Here is a 17542-nt window from a genome sequence, read left to right on the forward strand (position 1 = left end):
CGAGCGCCGGACTCAGTCCAGCAGCGCCGCCCAGGTCCTGGCGCCGACGATGCCGTCGGCGACCAGTCCCTTGCTTTGCTGAAAGGCGATGACCGCCGCCTTCGTTGCAGGGCCGAAATCGCCGTCCGCGGTGATCTCCAGGCATTCCTGCAGGTACTTCACGTCCTCGCCCTCATCGCCATAGCGCAAGGGCGGGCGGGCACGGGCGGGTTCGGGCTCCTGGTTGTCGCTTTGCGCGAGCAACACGGCCCAGGTCTGCTGGCCGACGATGCCGTCGCCATAGAGGCCGTTCTCCTGCTGGAAGGCGACGACGGCAGCCTTGGTCGCCGGACCGAAATCGCCGTCGGTGACGATGCCGAGCAGTTCCTGCAGATGCATAACCGCCTGCCCCCGGTCGCCGATCCGCAGCAGCGGGGTGGGATTGTCGGTCCGCGAACCGCCGCCCGAATAGAGCGCATAGGCTTCCGCCATTTTCGTGTGGTATTTGAAGCGGCGGAAACTGGGCCCGTTGTAGCCGCGCGCGAAGCCTTCCCAGTCCAGCCGCACCAGTTCGTCCGCCAGACCGTTCCTCTTGATGAAGGCGCAGAAGGCCTTCAACTGCGCCGGCTCGCCCGAGACCATTGCGGCCACGAAGCTTTCGACATCGCCAAAGCCCACGACTTCGTGGTTGAAGCCCATGATCTGGAACTTGCCCCAGCTCGCGGACTTGAGCGCGCCTTCCCGGTCGAGGGCGATGGCGCGTGTCAGCCGGTCGTATTCGCGCGTGCCGCCGATATAGCCGCCGCCCGATGCCCAAGAGATATCCGAATGCTGCGCGCTGAAGCGCCCGCCCGTCTGCCGGTGGAAGATATGCCGTTCGAACAGGATTTTCGGGCGCCCGTCTGAGAAGAAACCGTCGCCCGCGCTTTCGACGAAGGCCACAGCTTTGACGGCGGCGACGCTGCATCCCAGCTCACGCGCGGCATCTTCGAAATCGGTCTGGGATAAGGGTGTAGGATCGCCGGTGAATTCATTCGGCATAGGGGCCTCCTCTCGCCTGTGGTCAGACAATGTGCGGCCCGTATGTGATTGCAGCGCAGTTTAGGTCATCGCCGGGTGCCGTCAACGCCAACCTTGTCCCTGACGCCTTGCTTCCGGCGGCTCGGCGCCTAGGATACGGGCATGACACGCAAATTATCTTTTCGGTTCGCACCCGCTTTCATCGCCCCAGCCCTGCTCGCGGTCGCGGCAGCCCCCGTTTCGGCAAAGGTTTCGGTAGATCCCGACCGTATCGTCGAGGACGTGAAGACGCTCGCGTCGGATACCTTCGAAGGCCGCGCGCCGGGTACTACGGGCGAGGAACGCACCATCGGCTACCTGATTGCCCGCATGCAGGACACCGGGCTCGAACCGGCAGGCCCGGACGGGCAATGGGTGCAGACCGTGCCGCTGCTTCACACCGCGCTGCAGCCCGCCAGGACGATGGCCTTTGCCACGCCCAAGGGCGCCATGCCGGTCGAGCAGACCAAGGACATCTATGTTTCGACCGTGCGCCCGGACGACGAGGCGGTAATCAGCAAGGCGCCGGTAGTCTTCGTCGGCTACGGCGTCGATGCGCCCGAGCGCGGATGGGACGATTTCAAGGGCGCGGACCTGAAGGGCAAGGTCGTCGTCTTTCTCGTCAACGATCCCGATTTCGCCGCGGCCAAGGGCGAAGCGCCCTATGGCAAGTTCGGCGGGCGGACGATGACCTATTACGGCCGCTGGACCTACAAGTTCGAGGAAGCCGCCCGGCAGGGCGCGGTCGGCGCGCTGATCGTCCATGAAACCGAAGCCGCAGGCTATGGCTGGAACGTCGTGAAGAGCCCGGGCGGCGAGAACTACGACATCGTCCGCAAGCCCGACGAGCTGACGACGCTCAAGCTGCAGGGCTGGATTTCGGGCGATGCGGCCAAGACGCTCTTCGCCGATGCCGGGCTGGATCTGTCCAGACTACGCAAGGAGGCGCGCAAGGCGAGCTTCAGGCCGGTGCCGCTCGAGGGCGTGACGTTCGATGCCGATGTGCCGGTGAAGCACGAGGAAATCGCCAGCCACAACGTGCTCGGCCGCATTCCCGGCACCTCGCACCCCGATGAAGTGGTGATGTTCGGCGCGCACTGGGATGCCTACGGCAAGGGCGAGCCCGACGCGCAGGGCCGCATCTACCGCGCCAGCGCGAACGACGACGCGCTGGGCATTGCCGGCATCCTCGATATCGCACGGGTCATGAAGGCCGGTCCGCCGCCGCAGCGCAGCGTCGTATTCGCGGCATGGACCGCCGAGGAGCGCGGGCTGCTGGGCTCGGAATACTATGCCTCCAACCCGGTCTATCCGCTCGACAAGACCGTCGCCAACCTCGCCATCGACATCCTGCAGACCGCGGGCGCGGCCAACGACGTGGTGCTCGTCGGCAAGGGGCAGGACACGCTGGAGGACGACATGGCGCGCGTCGCAGCGACGCAGGGGCGCACCGTAACGCCCGAGAGCCTGCCCGAGCGCGGGCTGTTCTACCGCGCCGACCACTTCTCCTTCGCCAAGCGCGGGGTGCCGGTGATGCTGCTGATGGGCATCGCGGGTGCGGCCGACCTGAAAGAGGGCGGAACGAAGGCCGGACAGGCGTGGATTGATGCCTATACCGGCAACTGTTACCACCAGGCCTGCGATGCCTGGTCGGAAGACTGGGACATGGCAGGCGCGGTGCAGGACATCGACCTGATCGGCACCATCGGCGACGAACTGGCGAACTCACGCCGCTGGCCCGAATGGAAGGCCGGCTCCGAGTTCAAGGCGATCCGCGACAAGAGCGCGGACGTGCGGGACTAACCACCTATGTCTGCGGTCGCTTCACCCAGTGTCTCGCCGTTCGTGTCGAGCGAAGTCGAGACACTTCAATACCGCGCACCCGTGTCTCGACTTCGCTCGACACGAACGGGATTGGGGAGGCTGACGACCATCGCGGTGCTCGCCCTCGCCCTCTCCGCTTGCGGGGGCGGCACGAGGTACCGGCCGGTCAGCGATATTCCGGTGCGGATCGGCCCGCCCTACACCGTGCGCGGGGTGACTTATACGCCGGCGGCCGATCCGCACTACGACATGCTGGGCTACGCGACGTGGTACGGCAACGAGTCCGGCAACCAGGTCGCCAATGGCGAGAAGTTCCGGCCCGACTGGATCACCGCCGCGCACCGCACGCTGCCGCTGCCTTCCTATGTCGAGGTGACCGCGCTCGATACCGGGGAGCGCATTCTGGTGCGGGTCAACGACCGCGGGCCCTTTGCCAGCAGTTCGCGGATCATCGATCTGTCCAAGGGCGCGGCCGAGCTGCTCGGCGTGCGGGCGAAGGGCAAGGCGGCGGTGCGGGTGCGCGTGGTCCAGCCTTCGGAGCAAGATCGCAAGCGGCTGCGCAAGGGCGATGCCGCGAAAAAGCTGTCGCCGGTCAAGGGCCGGACGCTGGCCAACCTTCAGGCGCAATTCGCGCGCGGCGTGGGCCCGCGCTGACAGCGCGGCCCGACAATGTCGTGAATACGACATTGCCTGCGGAGAGGTTTTCAGAAGTTGCTGAGATGCCCTTCCCGCTTCGCCTGCGCCCGCGCCGATGCCATGATGCTCTTGGACTTACCGGGCGGAGAAACCCGCGAAATCAGGCGGTTGACGGCAGTGCTGCCACACGTCGGGCAGACCGGCGTGTCGTCGGACCGCATCAGCAGTTCGAAATCGGCAACGCAGTCCGGGCAATGGAATTCATAGAACGGCATCGGGCCTCCCTGTCGCAAGCGGACGGACAGGGAGGACGATGCGAGAAGCGTGCCAGTATGCGGCGCGGTGCTCAGGCGGCCTGCTCTTCGTAGAGCGCGGCTTCCTTGGCGATCAGGATATCGGCGAGGAACCAGTAGGCTTCGCCCCAGGCCGCAAGCACTTCGTCGGTGGCGGCATCGCCGAGCACGTCGCGGATGGCAGGCAGCAGGGCATTGGCGACATAGGGGTAGTGCTCCGCTTTCACCCCGGTCTCGACGTGCCGTTCGACCATGCGGCGCACCGGTGCGTCGAGGTTCTGCAGCTTGTCGACGTTCTGGGCATAGGCGAGGATCGCGGCGGCCAGACGGCGCGGCTGTTCGCCCGATTCCTGCGCGGCCTGATCGAACAGCGCCTTGATGTCCTCGTCCACGAAAAGGCGCTCGTACATGCGCGTGGTGATGGCGACGCCATGCTCCTGCAAGGCGGGCGCGGTCGCCTTGACGATGGCAACGGTCTGTTCGGAAAGCGGTGCGGCCATTCGGTAGTCCTCCCATTAAAGATGCGATTCGAATGCATCTATACACACACCCTTAAACATGTAAACTGAATGCATCATAAAGCCGGTCCAATGCGGACCACACAGGAGACCTGCCTTGCGCCTCACCGCGCACACCGATTACGCGCTGCGCATCCTGCTGCACGCCGCCCTGCTCGCGCAGAAGAACCCGCAAGGCCTGCTGTCGATCGCGGAGGTGGCGCAGGCCCACGCGATCTCGCGCAATCACGCGATGAAAGTGGTCAACCTGCTAGCCAATGCCGGGCTGCTGGAGACCGTGCGCGGGCGCGGCGGCGGGTTTCGGCTGGGCCAGCCGGCAGACAGTATCCGGCTGGGCGACGTCGTGCGGCTGACCGAGCCTTGCCTTGCTCCCGCAGATTGCGCCAACTGCCTGCTGCGCAGCACTTGCGGCCTGACCGCCATTCTCGGCGACGCGATGGATGCCTTTCTGGCCCGGCTAGATGCGAGAACGCTGGCCGATGCCGCCGCGACCTCCCGCCTGCCGATGCTCCCGGCCTGACCGGGAACTTTGCACCGTCTTTCGCGTTTTCCTCCCGTGAGAGGAGGAATCCCATGAATATCGGAGCAGAAATCCCCTTCCGCCGCAGCCGTGCCGGACGCCACTCGACCGGTTCGCTGATCTTCGATCGCGAGCGCAAGGAATATGTGCGCGAACACGCGGACTCGGCGCAGGAGGACATGCGCATCTGGGATCACGGACATTTCCGCAAGCCTTGACGCTGCATCTCCAGCAAGACGGCCGTTGGCGCTGCGTAATTTGTTTGCGCGGCGGCTGGCGGCCGCTTTTCGTTTTTAACGCAGACCGGCGGCCCCGGGAAACCCTCTGGCAAAGCGCGTTCCATCCCTTGCAATGAGCGAACTTCTCGGTTTCAAACAGCGCCAATGATCACCCCGGCAGCCTTTCATGTCGCAAGCACGAATGCCCCGTTCGCGCCCCCAGGCTGCCGCAGCCCTGGAGAACATAATGATGAAAACCCGGCTCCTGGCCGCAGCCGCCCCTCTGGTCGTCGCGGCAACCCTGGCGAGTGGATGCGCAAGCGTGGCTGCTGAAGCGGAAACGCCTGCCAGCACGGCGGCAACCCCGGCCTATTCGGGCCCCTTCGCGCAGGAAAGCACCCTGCCCTTCCACGCACCCGACTTCTCGACGATCAAGGACAGCGACTACCAGCCCGCGCTTGAAGCCGGAATTGCCGCCAAGCAGGCCGAGATCGAAGCCATTGCCGAGAACGCCGAGCCGCCGACGTTCGAGAATACCGTGGTTGCCATGGAACGCGCCGGCAGCCTGCTTTCCCGCGTCGAGAACGTGTTCAGCCAGCTTGTGAGCGCCAACACCAACGACACGCTCGATGCGGTCGATACGGCGATGGCGCCCAAGCTCGAAGCGCTCAAGGACCGGATCTACCTGAACGACAAGCTGTTCCAGCGCGTGAAGGCCGTCCACGACAGCGCCGAAGGCAAGGCGCTGACCGGCGAGGACGCGATGCTCCTCAAGACGACCTATGCCAAGTTCGTCCACCGCGGCGCCGAGCTGAACCCGGCCCAGAAGACCCAGCTCAAGGACATGAACCAGAGCATCGCCGCACTGGAAACCGAGTTCTCGCAGAAGCTGACCGCCGGCACCGATGCCGCCGCCGTCGTCTTTGACAGCAAGGACCAGCTCGCGGGTCTTTCCGATGCGGACATCACCGCTGCCGCCAAGCGCGCCGCCGACCGTGGCATGGCGGGCAAGTATGTGCTGGCGCTGAGCAACACCACGCAGCAGCCCGCGCTCTCGCAGCTTTCCAACCGCGACAGCCGCAAGAAGCTGTTCGAAGCGAGCGTGAACCGCACCTCGCACGGCGGCGAGTTCGACACGACCGCGATCGTCAACGAGCTTTCGACGCTGCGCGCCAACAAGGCCAAGCTCCTCGGCCTGCCCGACTTCGCCACGTTCCAGATGTACGACCGCATGGTCACCTCGCCCAAGCAGGCGCAGGAGTTCATGAACGGCTTCGTCCCGGCGCTCGGCTCCACCCAGTCGCGCGAAGCCGGTATCCTGGCCGAAGCGGCCAAGGCCGACGGCATCGACAAGCTGGAGCCCTGGGACTGGGGCTACTATGCCGAGAAGGTGCGCAAGGCGAAGTACGATCTGGATGACGCCCAGATCAAGCCATACTTCAACGTTTGGAACACGCTGGAAAACGGCGTTTTCTACGCCGCAACCCAGACTTACGGCATCACTTTCAAGCGCCGCACCGACATCCCCGTCTACCACCCGACGCAGCGCGTCTACGAGGTGTTCGACAAGGACGGCAGCGAACTGGCGCTGTTCTACTTCGACCCCTATGCCCGCCCCAACAAGCAGGGCGGTGCCTGGATGGGCAACTTCGTCGAACAGTCGAACCTGACGGGCGACAAGCCAGTGATCCACAACACGCTCAACGTCGCCCCGCCGGTCGACGGCCAGGAGCCGCTCGCCACCTGGGACGACGTGACGACGATGTTCCACGAGTTCGGCCACGCGCTGCACGGCATCTTTGCCAGCCAGAAGTACCCCTCGCTTTCGGGCACGGAGACGGCGCGCGACTTCGTGGAGTTCCCCAGCCAGTTCAACGAGAACTTCGCGACGGTTCCCCCGGTGCTCCAGCACTTCGCCAAGAATGCTGAAGGCGAGACCATCCCCGACGCGCTGATGAAGAAGATCGAGGCTGCGGCGAAGTGGAACCAGGGCCTGTCCTTCGGCGAGACGCTGCAGGCCGCCATGCTCGACATGGACTGGCACACGCTCGATCCCGAGCAGGCCAGCCAGGCGCCGATGGCCTTTGAAGCCAAGGTGCTGGACGGCATGAAGGCCAACGGCCTCGAAACCGGGCTGATCCCGCCGCGCTATCGCACGCCCTACTTCCGGCACATCTGGAGCAACGGCTATCAGGCCGGCTACTACTCCTACATCTGGACCGAAATGCTGGCGCACGACGGCTGGGCCTGGGTGGAAGCAAACGGCGGCATGACCCGCGCCAACGGCGACCACATTCGCTCGACCTTCCTCGGCCAGGGCCACAGCAAGGATTACTCGGTGATGTACCATAACTTCACCGGCCACGATCCCGAACTGGAGCCGATGCTCGAAGCGCGCGGCCTGGCCGGCGGCAAGTAAGGCCAAAGTATCCCCTCCTGCCCGCATCAAGGGCAGGAGGGGAACTCCTCAGGGGCGTTTGCGTGCGGCTACATTGGCACAGTTCAGCGCAATAGCTGCCGTTCCGGATGCGCCGACTTTGCTGCCGTTTTGCTTAGTGGCAGCACACGCCCCTTTTCGGACATTATGAGGGACGTAAAAGCCCGTCACATGCTTCATACTCTTACCTTCGAAATCGAGCGCAATAATGGAGGTGGGGCGATTTTGATGCCCTGTATCGATAGGCTGCGGCTCGCCGATCTTGTCGCCGATTTCGAACGTGAGAATGGACACAACGACCCTGCTGGCGGATACGGAGGAATCGTGCCTTGGCACTTCAATTTAGGTCCGCTGCCCTCCTACTTTCTGGGAAAAGAAGGCCCCATTGAGGGCGAGGAAAAAGGTGAAATCTACGCCTTGTTCTGCGAGTGTGGGGACGCGGGCTGCTGGCCACTCATCGCTCACGTGCAGGCAGACAATGAAGTGGTCATCTGGGATCGCTTCGCCCAACCACATCGCCCGAAGCGGGACTACACAGGCTTTGGCCCATTCATGTTTGCTCGATCCCAATACGACGCAACAGTGGCGGCTGCGGCCCTCGCCGAAGGGATCAGCTAGGTCTGCTTCCCACCCAAATCAGCCCCTTCAGTTCCGCTCAGCCTGAGCCTGTCGAAGGCCCCAAGGCTTGGCGCTGCGGCTGCCATGCTTCGCCAAGCTCAGCATGAGCGGAGTGTATGTGGATATGTCAGCTCGCCACCCCTAATTGCCGTCCGCACCCGGAAGGCGAATGGCCGCTTCCTCCGACTTTCCCGCCGCTGCGCCCCCGCTAGCAGCCTTCCACGGGCGGCCATTCATTCATATATCAATGCGCACTTGAGCTAACCCACCGACAGGGCCCGTGCGCCCGGCTCTCCCAGCCAGCGCGCGGGGCAGCCCCACACGCGGGCGATCACGTCTTCGGACAGCGCCTGTACGGGCGGACCATCGGCGGCAAGACGGCCGCGATCGAGCACCACCACCCGGTCGGCATGGTTCATCGCCATCGACAGGTCGTGCAGCACCAGCACGACACCCCTGCCTGCAGCGGCCTGCTCGCGAAAGCGGTGCACCAGCGCGGCGGCATGGCCGAGGTCGAGATTGGCCAGCGGCTCGTCCGCCAGCAGCCATCCGGGCCGCGTCGCCAGCACCCGCGCCATCAGCGCCCGCGCGCGCTCGCCGCCGGAGAGCTGCGAGACCGGGCGGTGGCGGAAGTCTTCCAGATCCATCGCGGCAATGGCCGCGTCGATGGCGGCCTGCGCCTCCGTGGCGGGCGCGCCGCGCCAGGGCAAGCGGCCCAGCGAGATCAGCACTTCGACAGACACGTCCCAGGCGACTTCGGGCGATTGCGGCAGGTAGCCCAAAGCGCGGGCGCGCTCCTGAGGACGCAGGCGCCCCAACCATTCCCCATCGAGCGCCACGTGCCCCGTATCCGCCTTCAGCAATCCCGCAAGACACGAGAGCAGCGTGGATTTCCCTGCGCCGTTGGGGCCGCAGATCGCGGTGATCTCGCCCAGGTTCAGTGCGAGCGTCAGTTCTTCCAGCCGTCCCTTTACGCCGAGATCGCAGGCCTGCAGGCTCATGCCAGCCCCCTGCGCATCTTGAGCAGCAAGTGCAGGAAGAACGGCGCGCCGAGAAGGCTGAGCGCGATGCCGAGCCGCAGTTCACCGCCCGCGAGCGGCAGGATGCGGCAAAGGCAGTCGGCGACCAGCAGCAGCAGCGCCCCGGCCAGCGCACTCGGGATAATCAGGGAGCTTGGCCGCCGGTCGGTCAGCGGGCGCACGAGATGCGGCACGACCAGCCCGACGAAACCGATGATCCCCGCGACTGCGACACCCGCGCCGACAGTGAGGCCGATCCCGGCGATCATCAGCGCCTGCAGGCGGCGCGGGTCGACGCCGAGCGAACGCGCCGCCGCCTCGCCCAGCGTCAGCGCATCGAGACTGCGCCCGGCCAGCACCAGCACGCCGATGCCCGCGAGCGTGAACGGCGTGGCGATCCAGACCTCGCGCCATGAACGGTCCGCCAGCGTGCCCATCAGCCAGGTGACGATCTCGCTCATGGCAAAGGGCGTGGGCGAAAGGCTGATGGCAAGGCTCATCAGCGCACCCGCAAGGCTCGAGATCATCAGGCCGGCAAGCGTGAACAGCGCCACCCCGCCTTCGCGCCCGGCGATCAGCGCCAGCAGCGCCATCGCGCCGCCTGCCCCGACCAGCGCGAAGACAGGCAGCAGGTAGGCGGAAGCGGCATAGCCGGTCCAGAAGCTGAGCACCGCACCCAGCGCCGCGCCCGGCGCAATGCCGAACAGGCCCGGATCGGCGAGCGGATTGCGCAGGAACCCCTGCATGGCCGCCCCGGCGGCGCCCAGCCCGGCACCGAGCACCAGCGCCAGCACCGCGCGCGGCAGGCGAAGCTGCATGAGGATCACCGAGGCATTGCGCGTTTCGGGTACCAGCGGATCGATCCAGACCCTGCCCGCCAGCAGCGAGAGCGGCACGGCCACGGCGATGGCCAGCAGCAGGATCAGGATGAGACGCTGGTTCACCGCTGCTGCCCCGTGGCGCCGACACCCTGCGACAGGCTCAGGGTGAGCGGGGGAGGTTCGGTCGCGGATTCCGCTCGGGCAGATCTTGTCGAAGCACGCTTGGCCAGCCCGCGCTGGACCCCGCTCAGCCTTTCGAGCGCGCGCGGAATGGTCGGACCGCCGCACCATAGCAGCGAACTGTCGAGCGGCCTGCGCACGGTGCCGTCCAGCGCCGAGAGCGCGGGATGGCGCAACATGCGGTCTTCCTGCGACTGCGGATTGCCCACCGCGAAGATCACCCGGGGCGGCTGGGCCAGCACGCGCTCGAGCGGCAGGAAGTCCGCCTGCGACAGCCCGCGCGCCGCCGCGCCATTGGCAAAGCCCGCGTGCTTGAGAAGATCGGCGATCAGCGTGCCGTCGCCGGCTACGATCCCGCCCGATTCCCACACCAGCGCAGGCACCGGCGCATGACCGGCAGGCGCAGCGCTCTGCGCCATGGCGCTTTCGATACGACCGATCATCGCCATGCCCGCCTGCGGATTGCCCGCGAGATCCGCCAGTGCGCGCACTTGCGCTTCGGAGGTTGCGATATCGGCCGGCATCGTCATGGTCACCACCCGGATACCCAGGTCGTCGAGCGCCTGGCGCGTGGCGGGGGCGAGGAAGCTGCCCGCCACCACCACGTCCGGGTCCAGCGCGGCCACTTCCTCCACCGATCCCGAAGTGGCCGGGAAGCGCCGGGCGAGATCGACGTCCATCGAGGCGGAAGCGCGGTCGTGGCTGTAGTGCGAGACCGCCAGCAGCTGGCCGGGGGCCGCCACTTCAGCCAGCACCGCGTCGCTGCACGGATTGAGCGAGACGATCGTCGGCCGCTTCACCTCGCGCGCCGGGGTGTCCGCTTCCACGGCACACCCCGCCAACGCCATCCCCGCGAGCACAAGGAGCCCGATCCACAGCACAGTGCCGAGATCCGGCCCCTTCCGCTTGCGCGGGGACGGCGAAGGACGGCGCAAGGTCACATCTTCACCCGCACCCCGGCATAGGCCGAGCGGCCGGGGGTGCCATAGGTCCGCACCACTTCGTAGTGCTCGTCGAACAGGTTCTCGACCCGGCCATAGACCTCGATGTTATCGGTCACGGCAAAGGCACTGCGCAGGCCGACGACGAGGTGACCATCGACATACTGGCTGTTGGCCATGTCGTCATAGCGCCCGCCGCCCACGCGCAGGTCCGCGCCGAGCCGCAGACCGAGATCCCAGGCCTTGTCGAGACTGGCGTAGAAGTTCGACTTGGGCCGCCGCGCCAGCCGTGCGCCGGTGGTCTCGTCCGTCGCGTCGAGATAGGTGTAGGACAGGTTCACGTCGAAGCCGTTCCAGTTCGCCACCTGCATGCCCAGTTCCACGCCCTGCGCGCGGGCGCGCCCGACGTTGTAGTAGTTCCAGTTAGCAAAGTCGTAGTCGATGAGGTTCTTCGTCTTGCGGTCGAAGTAGGTCAGCGTGAAGCGGCCGGTGCCTTCGGCGAAGGGCTGCTCGATGCCGACATCCCACCCCTTGGAGGTTTCCGGATCGAGTGCGCGGAAACCGGCATTGGTGTAGAGCTGATAGAGCGACGGTGCCTTGAAGCCCTCGCCATAGCTGGCGCGCAGCACCGGGGCATCGACGCCCGATCCGATCACCCAGGCGCCGTTGGCCGCGAAAGTGGTCTTGTCGCCGAAGTCCGAATTGTCGTCATAGCGCAGGCCGCCGTTGAGGGTCAGCCCCGCCAGCGGGTGCAGCGTGAGGTTGCCGTAGACGCTGTCGATCGAGGTCGAATCCTGCGATCCGTAGTTGTCATCGAACGTCTGCTTCTCGGTCTCCGCACCGACCAGCACGGAAATCAGCTCGACCGGCGCGAACGAGGCCTGCCCTTCGAAGCGCTCGACCTTGCCGTTGGTCTCATAGGGCCCCCAAACCGCATCGTCGGAGATACGGCGAGTGTCTGTCAGGCCATAGCCGAGGCGCGCGGAAAGGCGCCCGTCGAGGCCATTATAGCGCACATTGGCATAGCCCAGCGTATCACGCTTGAGACCGACATTGAGCGCATCGGCACCGAAACCGTCGTAATCGTAGTTAGCCTTGGTCCAGTAGCCGCCGGCATCGACCGAAAGGCCCGGCGTCAGTTCCACTTCGGCGCGGGCATTGGCGCTCCTGCTTTCGAAACCGTCCTTCTCGGTGCCGCCACGGCGCTCGTTGAAGGCCGAGTAGCCGTCGCCCTTCAGCCAGTTGCCGCCAAACGTCAGGCCGACGGGGCCAAGCATCCCGGCGGCCGATGCGCCGACCTGCTTGCGGTCGCGCCAGCCGTATTCGGCCTGCGCCTGCCCGTGCCACTGCTCGGTGGGGCGCTTGGTGATGAAGTTGATGACGCCGCCGATGGCGCGGCTGCCCCAGATCACGCCGGCCGAACCGCGCACCACTTCCACCCGGTCGAACTGACCTATGGTGAGCGCGCCGAAATCGAAACCGCCGCCGACATCGCCCGGATCGTTGATGCGCACGCCGTCGATCAGCACGAGGCTCTGCGCGTTGTCCGCACCCCGGATGAAGACGCTGGAAGGCTGGCCGAAGCCGCCCGAGTTGGTCACCGATACTCCGGGCACACGCGAAAGCACGTCGGTGGCGGTGGTCGCCTGCGTGCGTTCGATCTCGTCGCGGGTGATGATGCTGATCGACTGGCCGATCCGGGTGACGGGCGTCGGCTCGCGCGTTGCAGTCACGACGATAGGGTCTTTGTCCGCCGCCATGGCGGGCGTACCGACCACAAGCGCGGCACCAAGCAGATACAGGTATTTCATAAGCAGACTCCGAACCTTGAACGAAATGCCGTTCATGGCGGAGGACGCGCGTCTTCGACGCGTGTCTCGCTGCATTCCGGTACACCCCGCCCGGCGCGGAACGACCGTCTCGGGCAGGTCTCCTGGCTCCCGGATCGATGCCCGCGCTCGCCTTCCCAGCCCATTCGCGGCCAGTGGCATGTGGAGTGCGGACTCCCCGGTCACAGTTGCGGGGGCAGCGCCGGAATTTAGCCGACTTCCCTCTTCGGCCCGGCCCCTCTTGCGAAGCGCCGGACAACCCATGACGTGGCCGCGCCGATAATGCGCCGTTGCGGGTTTGGCAAGTAACGCCCCCCGCATGGCTAAAGCGAATTCTTAAGTGATTAAGCCTATCCGGCCACCCTGTCCCACACAGGGACGGCGCGGAATGCCGGGATGCAGCGGCTTTCGAGTCGGGTTAGCTAAATGCCTGCGTCCATGCGCCTCGACGCTGCGAAAGGAAGCGAGTGCCCTCTGCCATCCTCACATCTGACCCGGTCTGGGCCGATTGGAGCGAAGAGCGCCCGTGCGATTTCACTGCCCGTTTCGAACGCAAGGCCCTGCGCATGGACCACGCGCCGCGCCAGGCCCGGGCCAAGAAGCGCTGGACGCTGGGCGCCACCGCGCTTGCAGCTGTCGCCCTCCCCGCTTTCGCCGCACCGCAAGGCTGGGATCGTTTCCAGATCGCCGATGCCGTGGCCACCGAAACGCCGGTGGAACCGATGCCCTTCGAAAAGGCCGGCGCGAGCTTCCCCGGTTCGGCCTTCTATTACCTGGAAATCGAAAAGCCGGTTCTGCAAGTAGGCGAAGGCATCCACTCCGATGCCGAAGACAAGCCCTCCGGCCCGACGCTCGGCGACGGCCCTGTCGCCAAGCCGATGCAAATCGACAATTCCGGCGTCGACCGCACCCGCGCGCAGCAGTGTCTGACCGCCGCCATCTACTATGAAGCCGCCAGCGAGTCCGAAGCCGGCCAGCGCGCGGTCGCCCAGGTCGTGCTCAACCGCGTGGCGCACCCCGCCTATCCGAACACGGTTTGCGGCGTCGTCTACGAAGGGTCCGAGCGGTCCACCGGCTGCCAGTTCTCGTTCACCTGCGACGGCTCGCTCGCCCGCAGGCCCTCGCAGCTGTTCTGGGACCGCGCCAAGACCGTGGCCCGGCAGGCGCTGACAGGCGCCGTCTATGCCCCCGTCGGCCTCGCGACTCACTATCATACGGTTCAGGTCCGCCCCTACTGGGCGCCGAGCCTGCACTATCTCGGCACGATCGGCGAACACCGTTTCTACAGCTTCAACGGCCCGGCCGGTAAGCCCGCCGCGTTCCGCTTCGCCTATGTCGGCGGCGAGCCCGCCGCCCGCCCGCACGCCCGCAGCCTGATCAGCGAACCGGACCCCTCGCTCGATCCGGTGACCGTGCAACGCGCTTTCGATTCGGTCGAGCAGCTCAAGGCCCAGCCCGAGGGCACGATTGCCGCTGCCGCTTCGATCGGAACGCCCGCCTACACCAGCGCCCTGCGCGAGCGTGGCGGCGATGCGATGTATCAGGGCAGGAACCTGCCCCCTGCCCATGGCATCAAGCCCGAGTTCGCCAACTCGGGACGCTGGATTGCGCAGCCGGGCAGCTGAATCGGCTGCGCGAATTTCAAACGATTACAGCGCCCCGGCCACGTAGAACCCCGCATTGAAGTGATGAACGATCAGGCAACCAAAGCCGATCATCAATGCTTAGCGCCTTGCCGGCTACCTACAGGTCACGATGCAGCGACATACGATTGGAGCCCCCCGACCATGACAATCCGTTTTGCGGCTGCCTGGGGTGGCGCAACACCCGCGATCACCCGGGCGCTATGCCCTTCCGCCCCCCTGGGTGCGGCCAACGACAACCGGCGCACGATGGCCCTGCACGATGCGGCCTGCGCGCGGACCCGTATTCGTGCCACCCCGCAGCACGATCCCCATCTGCTGTCCGAAGCCCTGCGCCATTTCGGCCGCTTCGGCCTCGGCGCTGCGGCGCAAGCCCGAAGCGAGGCAGAACAGGCCGATAGGCGCGGCGATAGGGAAGCACGCGAGCACTGGCTAGCGATCTGCCGCCATCTCGACCGCCGCATGGCCACTGCCTGCGCCCGCGCCTTCTCGCGCGAAGGGTAACGGGCTACCCCACACCCGAGACGTGGCTTGCTCCGGCCTTTGCCGGGGCAGCCGCGCCATGCGTGCGACGAATCGCGTGCCACAGCCTTGTGCGCATAGCGAATTCATTGGAAAAAGCAGTCCACCACGAGGCCTGGCACCAGCCGGACAAGGCTTCTACTGGCCAGAAAAGGCCTATCTCGCACGCTTTACTTGCAATTGCGAACTATTATCATTTAAATACGTCGTACTAGCGGGTAAATGCGGCGTTTGGCGGTTGCAATGTCGGTTTGAGGGGCGTAGGGCCCGCTCTGCAACATCGGCGCCTGCCTTTGCGGGATGGAGCAGGCCGCCTTGAAGTCCGGCAATCCCGCCCTGGGAAGGACACGCACGCATCATGGCTCGTAAGAAGATTGCCCTTATCGGCGCAGGCAACATCGGCGGTACGCTCGCGCACCTCGCCGCGCAGAAGGAACTGGGCGACGTCGTTCTGTTCGACATCGCCGAAGGCATTCCCCAGGGCAAGGCACTCGACCTGTCGCAGTGCGGCCCGGTCGAAGGCTTCGACGCCTTCATCACCGGCACCAACGATTACAAGGACATCGCAGGCGCCGACGTCGTGATCGTCACCGCCGGCGTGCCCCGCAAGCCGGGCATGAGCCGCGACGACCTGCTCGGCATCAACCTGAAGGTGATGAAGTCGGTCGGCGAAGGCATCCGCGACAACTGCCCCGACGCTTTCGTGATCTGCATCACCAACCCGCTCGATGCGATGGTCTGGGCGCTGCGCGAATTCTCGGGCCTGCCCCACAACAAGGTCGTCGGCATGGCCGGCGTGCTCGACTCGGCCCGCTTCTCGACCTTCCTCGCCTGGGAATTCGGCGTTTCGGTCCGCGACGTAACCTCGTTCGTTCTCGGCGGCCACGGCGACACCATGGTGCCGATCGTCGAGTACTCGACCGTCAAGGGCATCCCCGTTCCCGACCTCATCAAGATGGGCCGTTCGACGCAGGAGCGCATCGACGCCATCGTCAAGCGCACCGCAAGCGGTGGCGGCGAAATCGTCGGCCTGCTCAAGACCGGTTCGGCCTTCTACGCTCCGGCCGCCTCGGCGATCAGCATGGCTGAAAGCTACCTCGGCGACCAGAAGCGCATCCTGCCCTGCGCCGCGCACCTCACCGGCCAGTACGGCGTCGACGGCCTCTACGTCGGCGTGCCCGTCATGATCGGCGCCGAGGGCGTCGAGCAGGTCATCGAAATCGACCTCGACGAGAAGGCCAAGGCCGGCCTTCAGGTCTCGATCGATGCGGTCAAGGAACTGCTGGTTGCCTGCAAGGGCATCGACAGCTCGCTGGCCTGAGGCCAATCTGATCCCGCGATGCCGGCCTCCTCGTAAGGCCAGTGTCGCGGGAAGCGAATAGTTGCTTGGTGCCTCCCCAGCCTTCACCGGCTGTTTCCAAGATCAGGAACAGGAAAATCCCATGTCCATTCTCGTCGACAAGAATACCAAGGTCATCACGCAGGGCATGACCGGTTCGACCGGCATGTTCCACACGCAGGCCGCACTCGATTACGGCACGCAGATGGTTGCCGGCGTCACCCCCGGAAAGGGCGGAACCGAGTGCATCGGCCTGCCCGTGTACGACACCGTCACCGAAGCCAAGGCCAAGACCGGCGCGACCGCTTCGTGCATCTACGTTCCGCCGCCGTTCGCCGCGGACTCGATCCTCGAGGCGATCGATGCCGAGATGGAACTGATCGTCTGCATCACCGAAGGCATTCCGGTGCTCGACATGGTTCGCGTCAAGCGCGCCCTCACCGGCTCGAAGTCGCGCCTCATCGGCCCGAACTGCCCCGGCGTGCTCACCCCCGGTGAGTGCAAGATCGGCATCATGCCCGGCAACATCTTCTCGAAGGGTTCGGTCGGCGTCGTCTCGCGCTCGGGCACCCTCACCTACGAAGCCGTGTTCCAGACCACCAACGCGGGCCTGGGCCAGACCACGGCCGTCGGCATCGGCGGCGACCCGGTCAACGGCACGAACTTCATCGACGTGCTCGAGCTGTTCCTCGCCGACGACGAGACCAAGTCGATCATCATGATCGGCGAAATCGGCGGCTCGGCCGAAGAGGAAGCCGCGCAGTTCCTCAAGGACGAAGCCAAGCGTGGCCGCAAGAAGCCGATGGTCGGCTTCATCGCGGGCCGTACGGCTCCTCCGGGACGCCGCATGGGTCACGCCGGCGCTATCGTCCAGGGCGGCTCCGGCGGCGCCGAAGACAAGATCGCGGCGATGGAAGAGGCCGGCATCCGTGTCAGCCCCTCGCCCTCGCTGCTGGGCGAAACCCTTGTGGACGTCCTCAAGGAAACCGTCTGATTTCCTCCGGCGGGGCGCGGACCTAGGGGAAATGCCCCATCCGCGCCCCACCGGACAATAACCATAAGGTGCAACGACACCACTTCCCCTGCGGGCTTGCGGTCCTTCCTCCCTGGGAACCCGAAGTCCGAAACTAGATTGCTCAAATGCGG

General features: G+C 65.7%; 17 protein-coding genes and 1 riboswitch. Of the genes, 10 read left to right on the forward strand and 7 right to left on the reverse strand.

The features are described 5' to 3' along the window. Nucleotides 1–12: 12 nt before the first annotated feature. A complete protein-coding gene (locus tag IEX64_RS24445; protein WP_229710296.1) occupies nt 13–1020 on the reverse strand; it encodes an N-acetylmuramidase domain-containing protein in 1008 nt (335 codons plus the stop codon). Between the two features lie 141 nt (nt 1021–1161). Here IEX64_RS24445 and IEX64_RS13330 point away from each other — a divergent pair, with 141 nt between their 5' ends. Both IEX64_RS13330 and IEX64_RS13335 read left to right on the forward strand, forming a co-directional pair. Then, a complete protein-coding gene (locus tag IEX64_RS13330) occupies nt 1162–2841 on the forward strand; it encodes a M28 family metallopeptidase (RefSeq protein WP_188820165.1) in 1680 nt (559 codons plus the stop codon). Nucleotides 2842–2952: 111 nt separating this feature from the next. Continuing rightward, nucleotides 2953–3516 carry a septal ring lytic transglycosylase RlpA family protein gene (locus IEX64_RS13335; RefSeq protein ID WP_373290155.1) on the forward strand — a complete coding sequence of 188 codons (564 nt, stop codon included), beginning with the start codon at nt 2953–2955 and terminating at the stop codon, nt 3514–3516. Between the two features lie 50 nt (nt 3517–3566). Here the strand turns inward: IEX64_RS13335 and IEX64_RS13340 are convergent, their stop codons facing one another. Both IEX64_RS13340 and IEX64_RS13345 read right to left on the reverse strand, forming a co-directional pair. Further along, nucleotides 3567–3773, reverse strand: coding sequence for an FmdB family zinc ribbon protein (locus IEX64_RS13340; RefSeq protein ID WP_188820167.1), 207 nt, complete (start codon nt 3771–3773; stop codon nt 3567–3569). Between the two features lie 71 nt (nt 3774–3844). After that, on the reverse strand, nt 3845–4291 hold the full coding sequence (locus tag IEX64_RS13345; RefSeq protein ID WP_188820168.1) for a globin domain-containing protein: 447 nt from the start codon (nt 4289–4291) through the stop codon (nt 3845–3847). A 115-nt stretch (nt 4292–4406) separates the two neighbouring features. Here IEX64_RS13345 and IEX64_RS13350 point away from each other — a divergent pair, with 115 nt between their 5' ends. The 4 genes from IEX64_RS13350 (at nt 4407) to IEX64_RS13365 (ending at nt 8102) form a co-directional block, all read left to right on the forward strand. Beyond that, nucleotides 4407–4829: an Rrf2 family transcriptional regulator gene (locus IEX64_RS13350; RefSeq protein ID WP_188820169.1), complete on the forward strand. Its 423-nt coding sequence runs from the start codon at nt 4407–4409 to the stop codon at nt 4827–4829. 53 nt (nt 4830–4882) lie between these two features. Further along, a complete protein-coding gene (locus IEX64_RS13355; protein ID WP_188820170.1) occupies nt 4883–5047 on the forward strand; it encodes a hypothetical protein in 165 nt (54 codons plus the stop codon). A 247-nt stretch (nt 5048–5294) separates the two neighbouring features. Beyond that, on the forward strand, nt 5295–7466 hold the full coding sequence (locus tag IEX64_RS13360) for a M3 family metallopeptidase (protein ID WP_188820171.1): 2172 nt from the start codon (nt 5295–5297) through the stop codon (nt 7464–7466). 189 nt (nt 7467–7655) lie between these two features. Then, nucleotides 7656–8102 carry a hypothetical protein gene (locus IEX64_RS13365; protein WP_188820172.1) on the forward strand — a complete coding sequence of 149 codons (447 nt, stop codon included), beginning with the start codon at nt 7656–7658 and terminating at the stop codon, nt 8100–8102. A gap of 260 nt (nt 8103–8362) precedes the next feature. On the opposite strand, the gene IEX64_RS13370 is transcribed toward IEX64_RS13365, so the two are convergent. Genes IEX64_RS13370 through IEX64_RS13385 form a run of 4 tightly spaced genes read right to left on the reverse strand, consistent with a single transcriptional unit; the run spans nt 8363 to nt 12874 of the window. After that, entirely contained in the window at nt 8363–9103 is a 741-nt protein-coding gene (locus IEX64_RS13370; RefSeq protein WP_188820173.1) for an ABC transporter ATP-binding protein, read from the reverse strand. Continuing rightward, nucleotides 9100–10065 (reverse strand): FecCD family ABC transporter permease, encoded by a 966-nt coding sequence (locus IEX64_RS13375; RefSeq protein WP_188820174.1) that lies wholly within the window; start codon nt 10063–10065, stop codon nt 9100–9102. The genes IEX64_RS13370 and IEX64_RS13375 overlap by 4 nt, the downstream gene beginning before the upstream one ends. After that, the gene (locus IEX64_RS13380; RefSeq protein ID WP_373290151.1) at nt 10062–11063 is read right to left on the reverse strand and encodes an ABC transporter substrate-binding protein; all 1002 of its coding nucleotides are present in this window, start codon (nt 11061–11063) and stop codon (nt 10062–10064) included. The genes IEX64_RS13375 and IEX64_RS13380 overlap by 4 nt, the downstream gene beginning before the upstream one ends. Beyond that, on the reverse strand, nt 11060–12874 hold the full coding sequence (locus IEX64_RS13385; protein ID WP_188820175.1) for a TonB-dependent receptor plug domain-containing protein: 1815 nt from the start codon (nt 12872–12874) through the stop codon (nt 11060–11062). Before IEX64_RS13385 ends, IEX64_RS13380 begins: the two co-directional genes overlap by 4 nt. A gap of 95 nt (nt 12875–12969) precedes the next feature. Then, a riboswitch (cobalamin riboswitch) is annotated at nt 12970–13171 on the reverse strand. A 188-nt stretch (nt 13172–13359) separates the two neighbouring features. Here IEX64_RS13385 and IEX64_RS13390 point away from each other — a divergent pair. The 4 genes from IEX64_RS13390 (at nt 13360) to sucD (ending at nt 17390) form a co-directional block, all read left to right on the forward strand. Then, nucleotides 13360–14517: a cell wall hydrolase gene (locus IEX64_RS13390; RefSeq protein WP_229710304.1), complete on the forward strand. Its 1158-nt coding sequence runs from the start codon at nt 13360–13362 to the stop codon at nt 14515–14517. Nucleotides 14518–14679: 162 nt separating this feature from the next. Continuing rightward, a complete protein-coding gene (locus tag IEX64_RS13395) occupies nt 14680–15039 on the forward strand; it encodes a hypothetical protein (protein WP_188820176.1) in 360 nt (119 codons plus the stop codon). Between the two features lie 376 nt (nt 15040–15415). After that, nucleotides 15416–16378 carry a malate dehydrogenase gene (mdh, locus tag IEX64_RS13400; RefSeq protein ID WP_188820177.1) on the forward strand — a complete coding sequence of 321 codons (963 nt, stop codon included), beginning with the start codon at nt 15416–15418 and terminating at the stop codon, nt 16376–16378. A 121-nt stretch (nt 16379–16499) separates the two neighbouring features. Next, nucleotides 16500–17390 (forward strand): succinate--CoA ligase subunit alpha, encoded by an 891-nt coding sequence (gene sucD, locus IEX64_RS13405; RefSeq protein WP_188820178.1) that lies wholly within the window; start codon nt 16500–16502, stop codon nt 17388–17390. Nucleotides 17391–17542 lie beyond the last annotated feature (152 nt).

Origin of the sequence: Novosphingobium indicum (assembly GCF_014645195.1) — a bacterium.
Taxonomy (GTDB): Bacteria; Pseudomonadota; Alphaproteobacteria; order Sphingomonadales; family Sphingomonadaceae; genus Novosphingobium; species Novosphingobium indicum.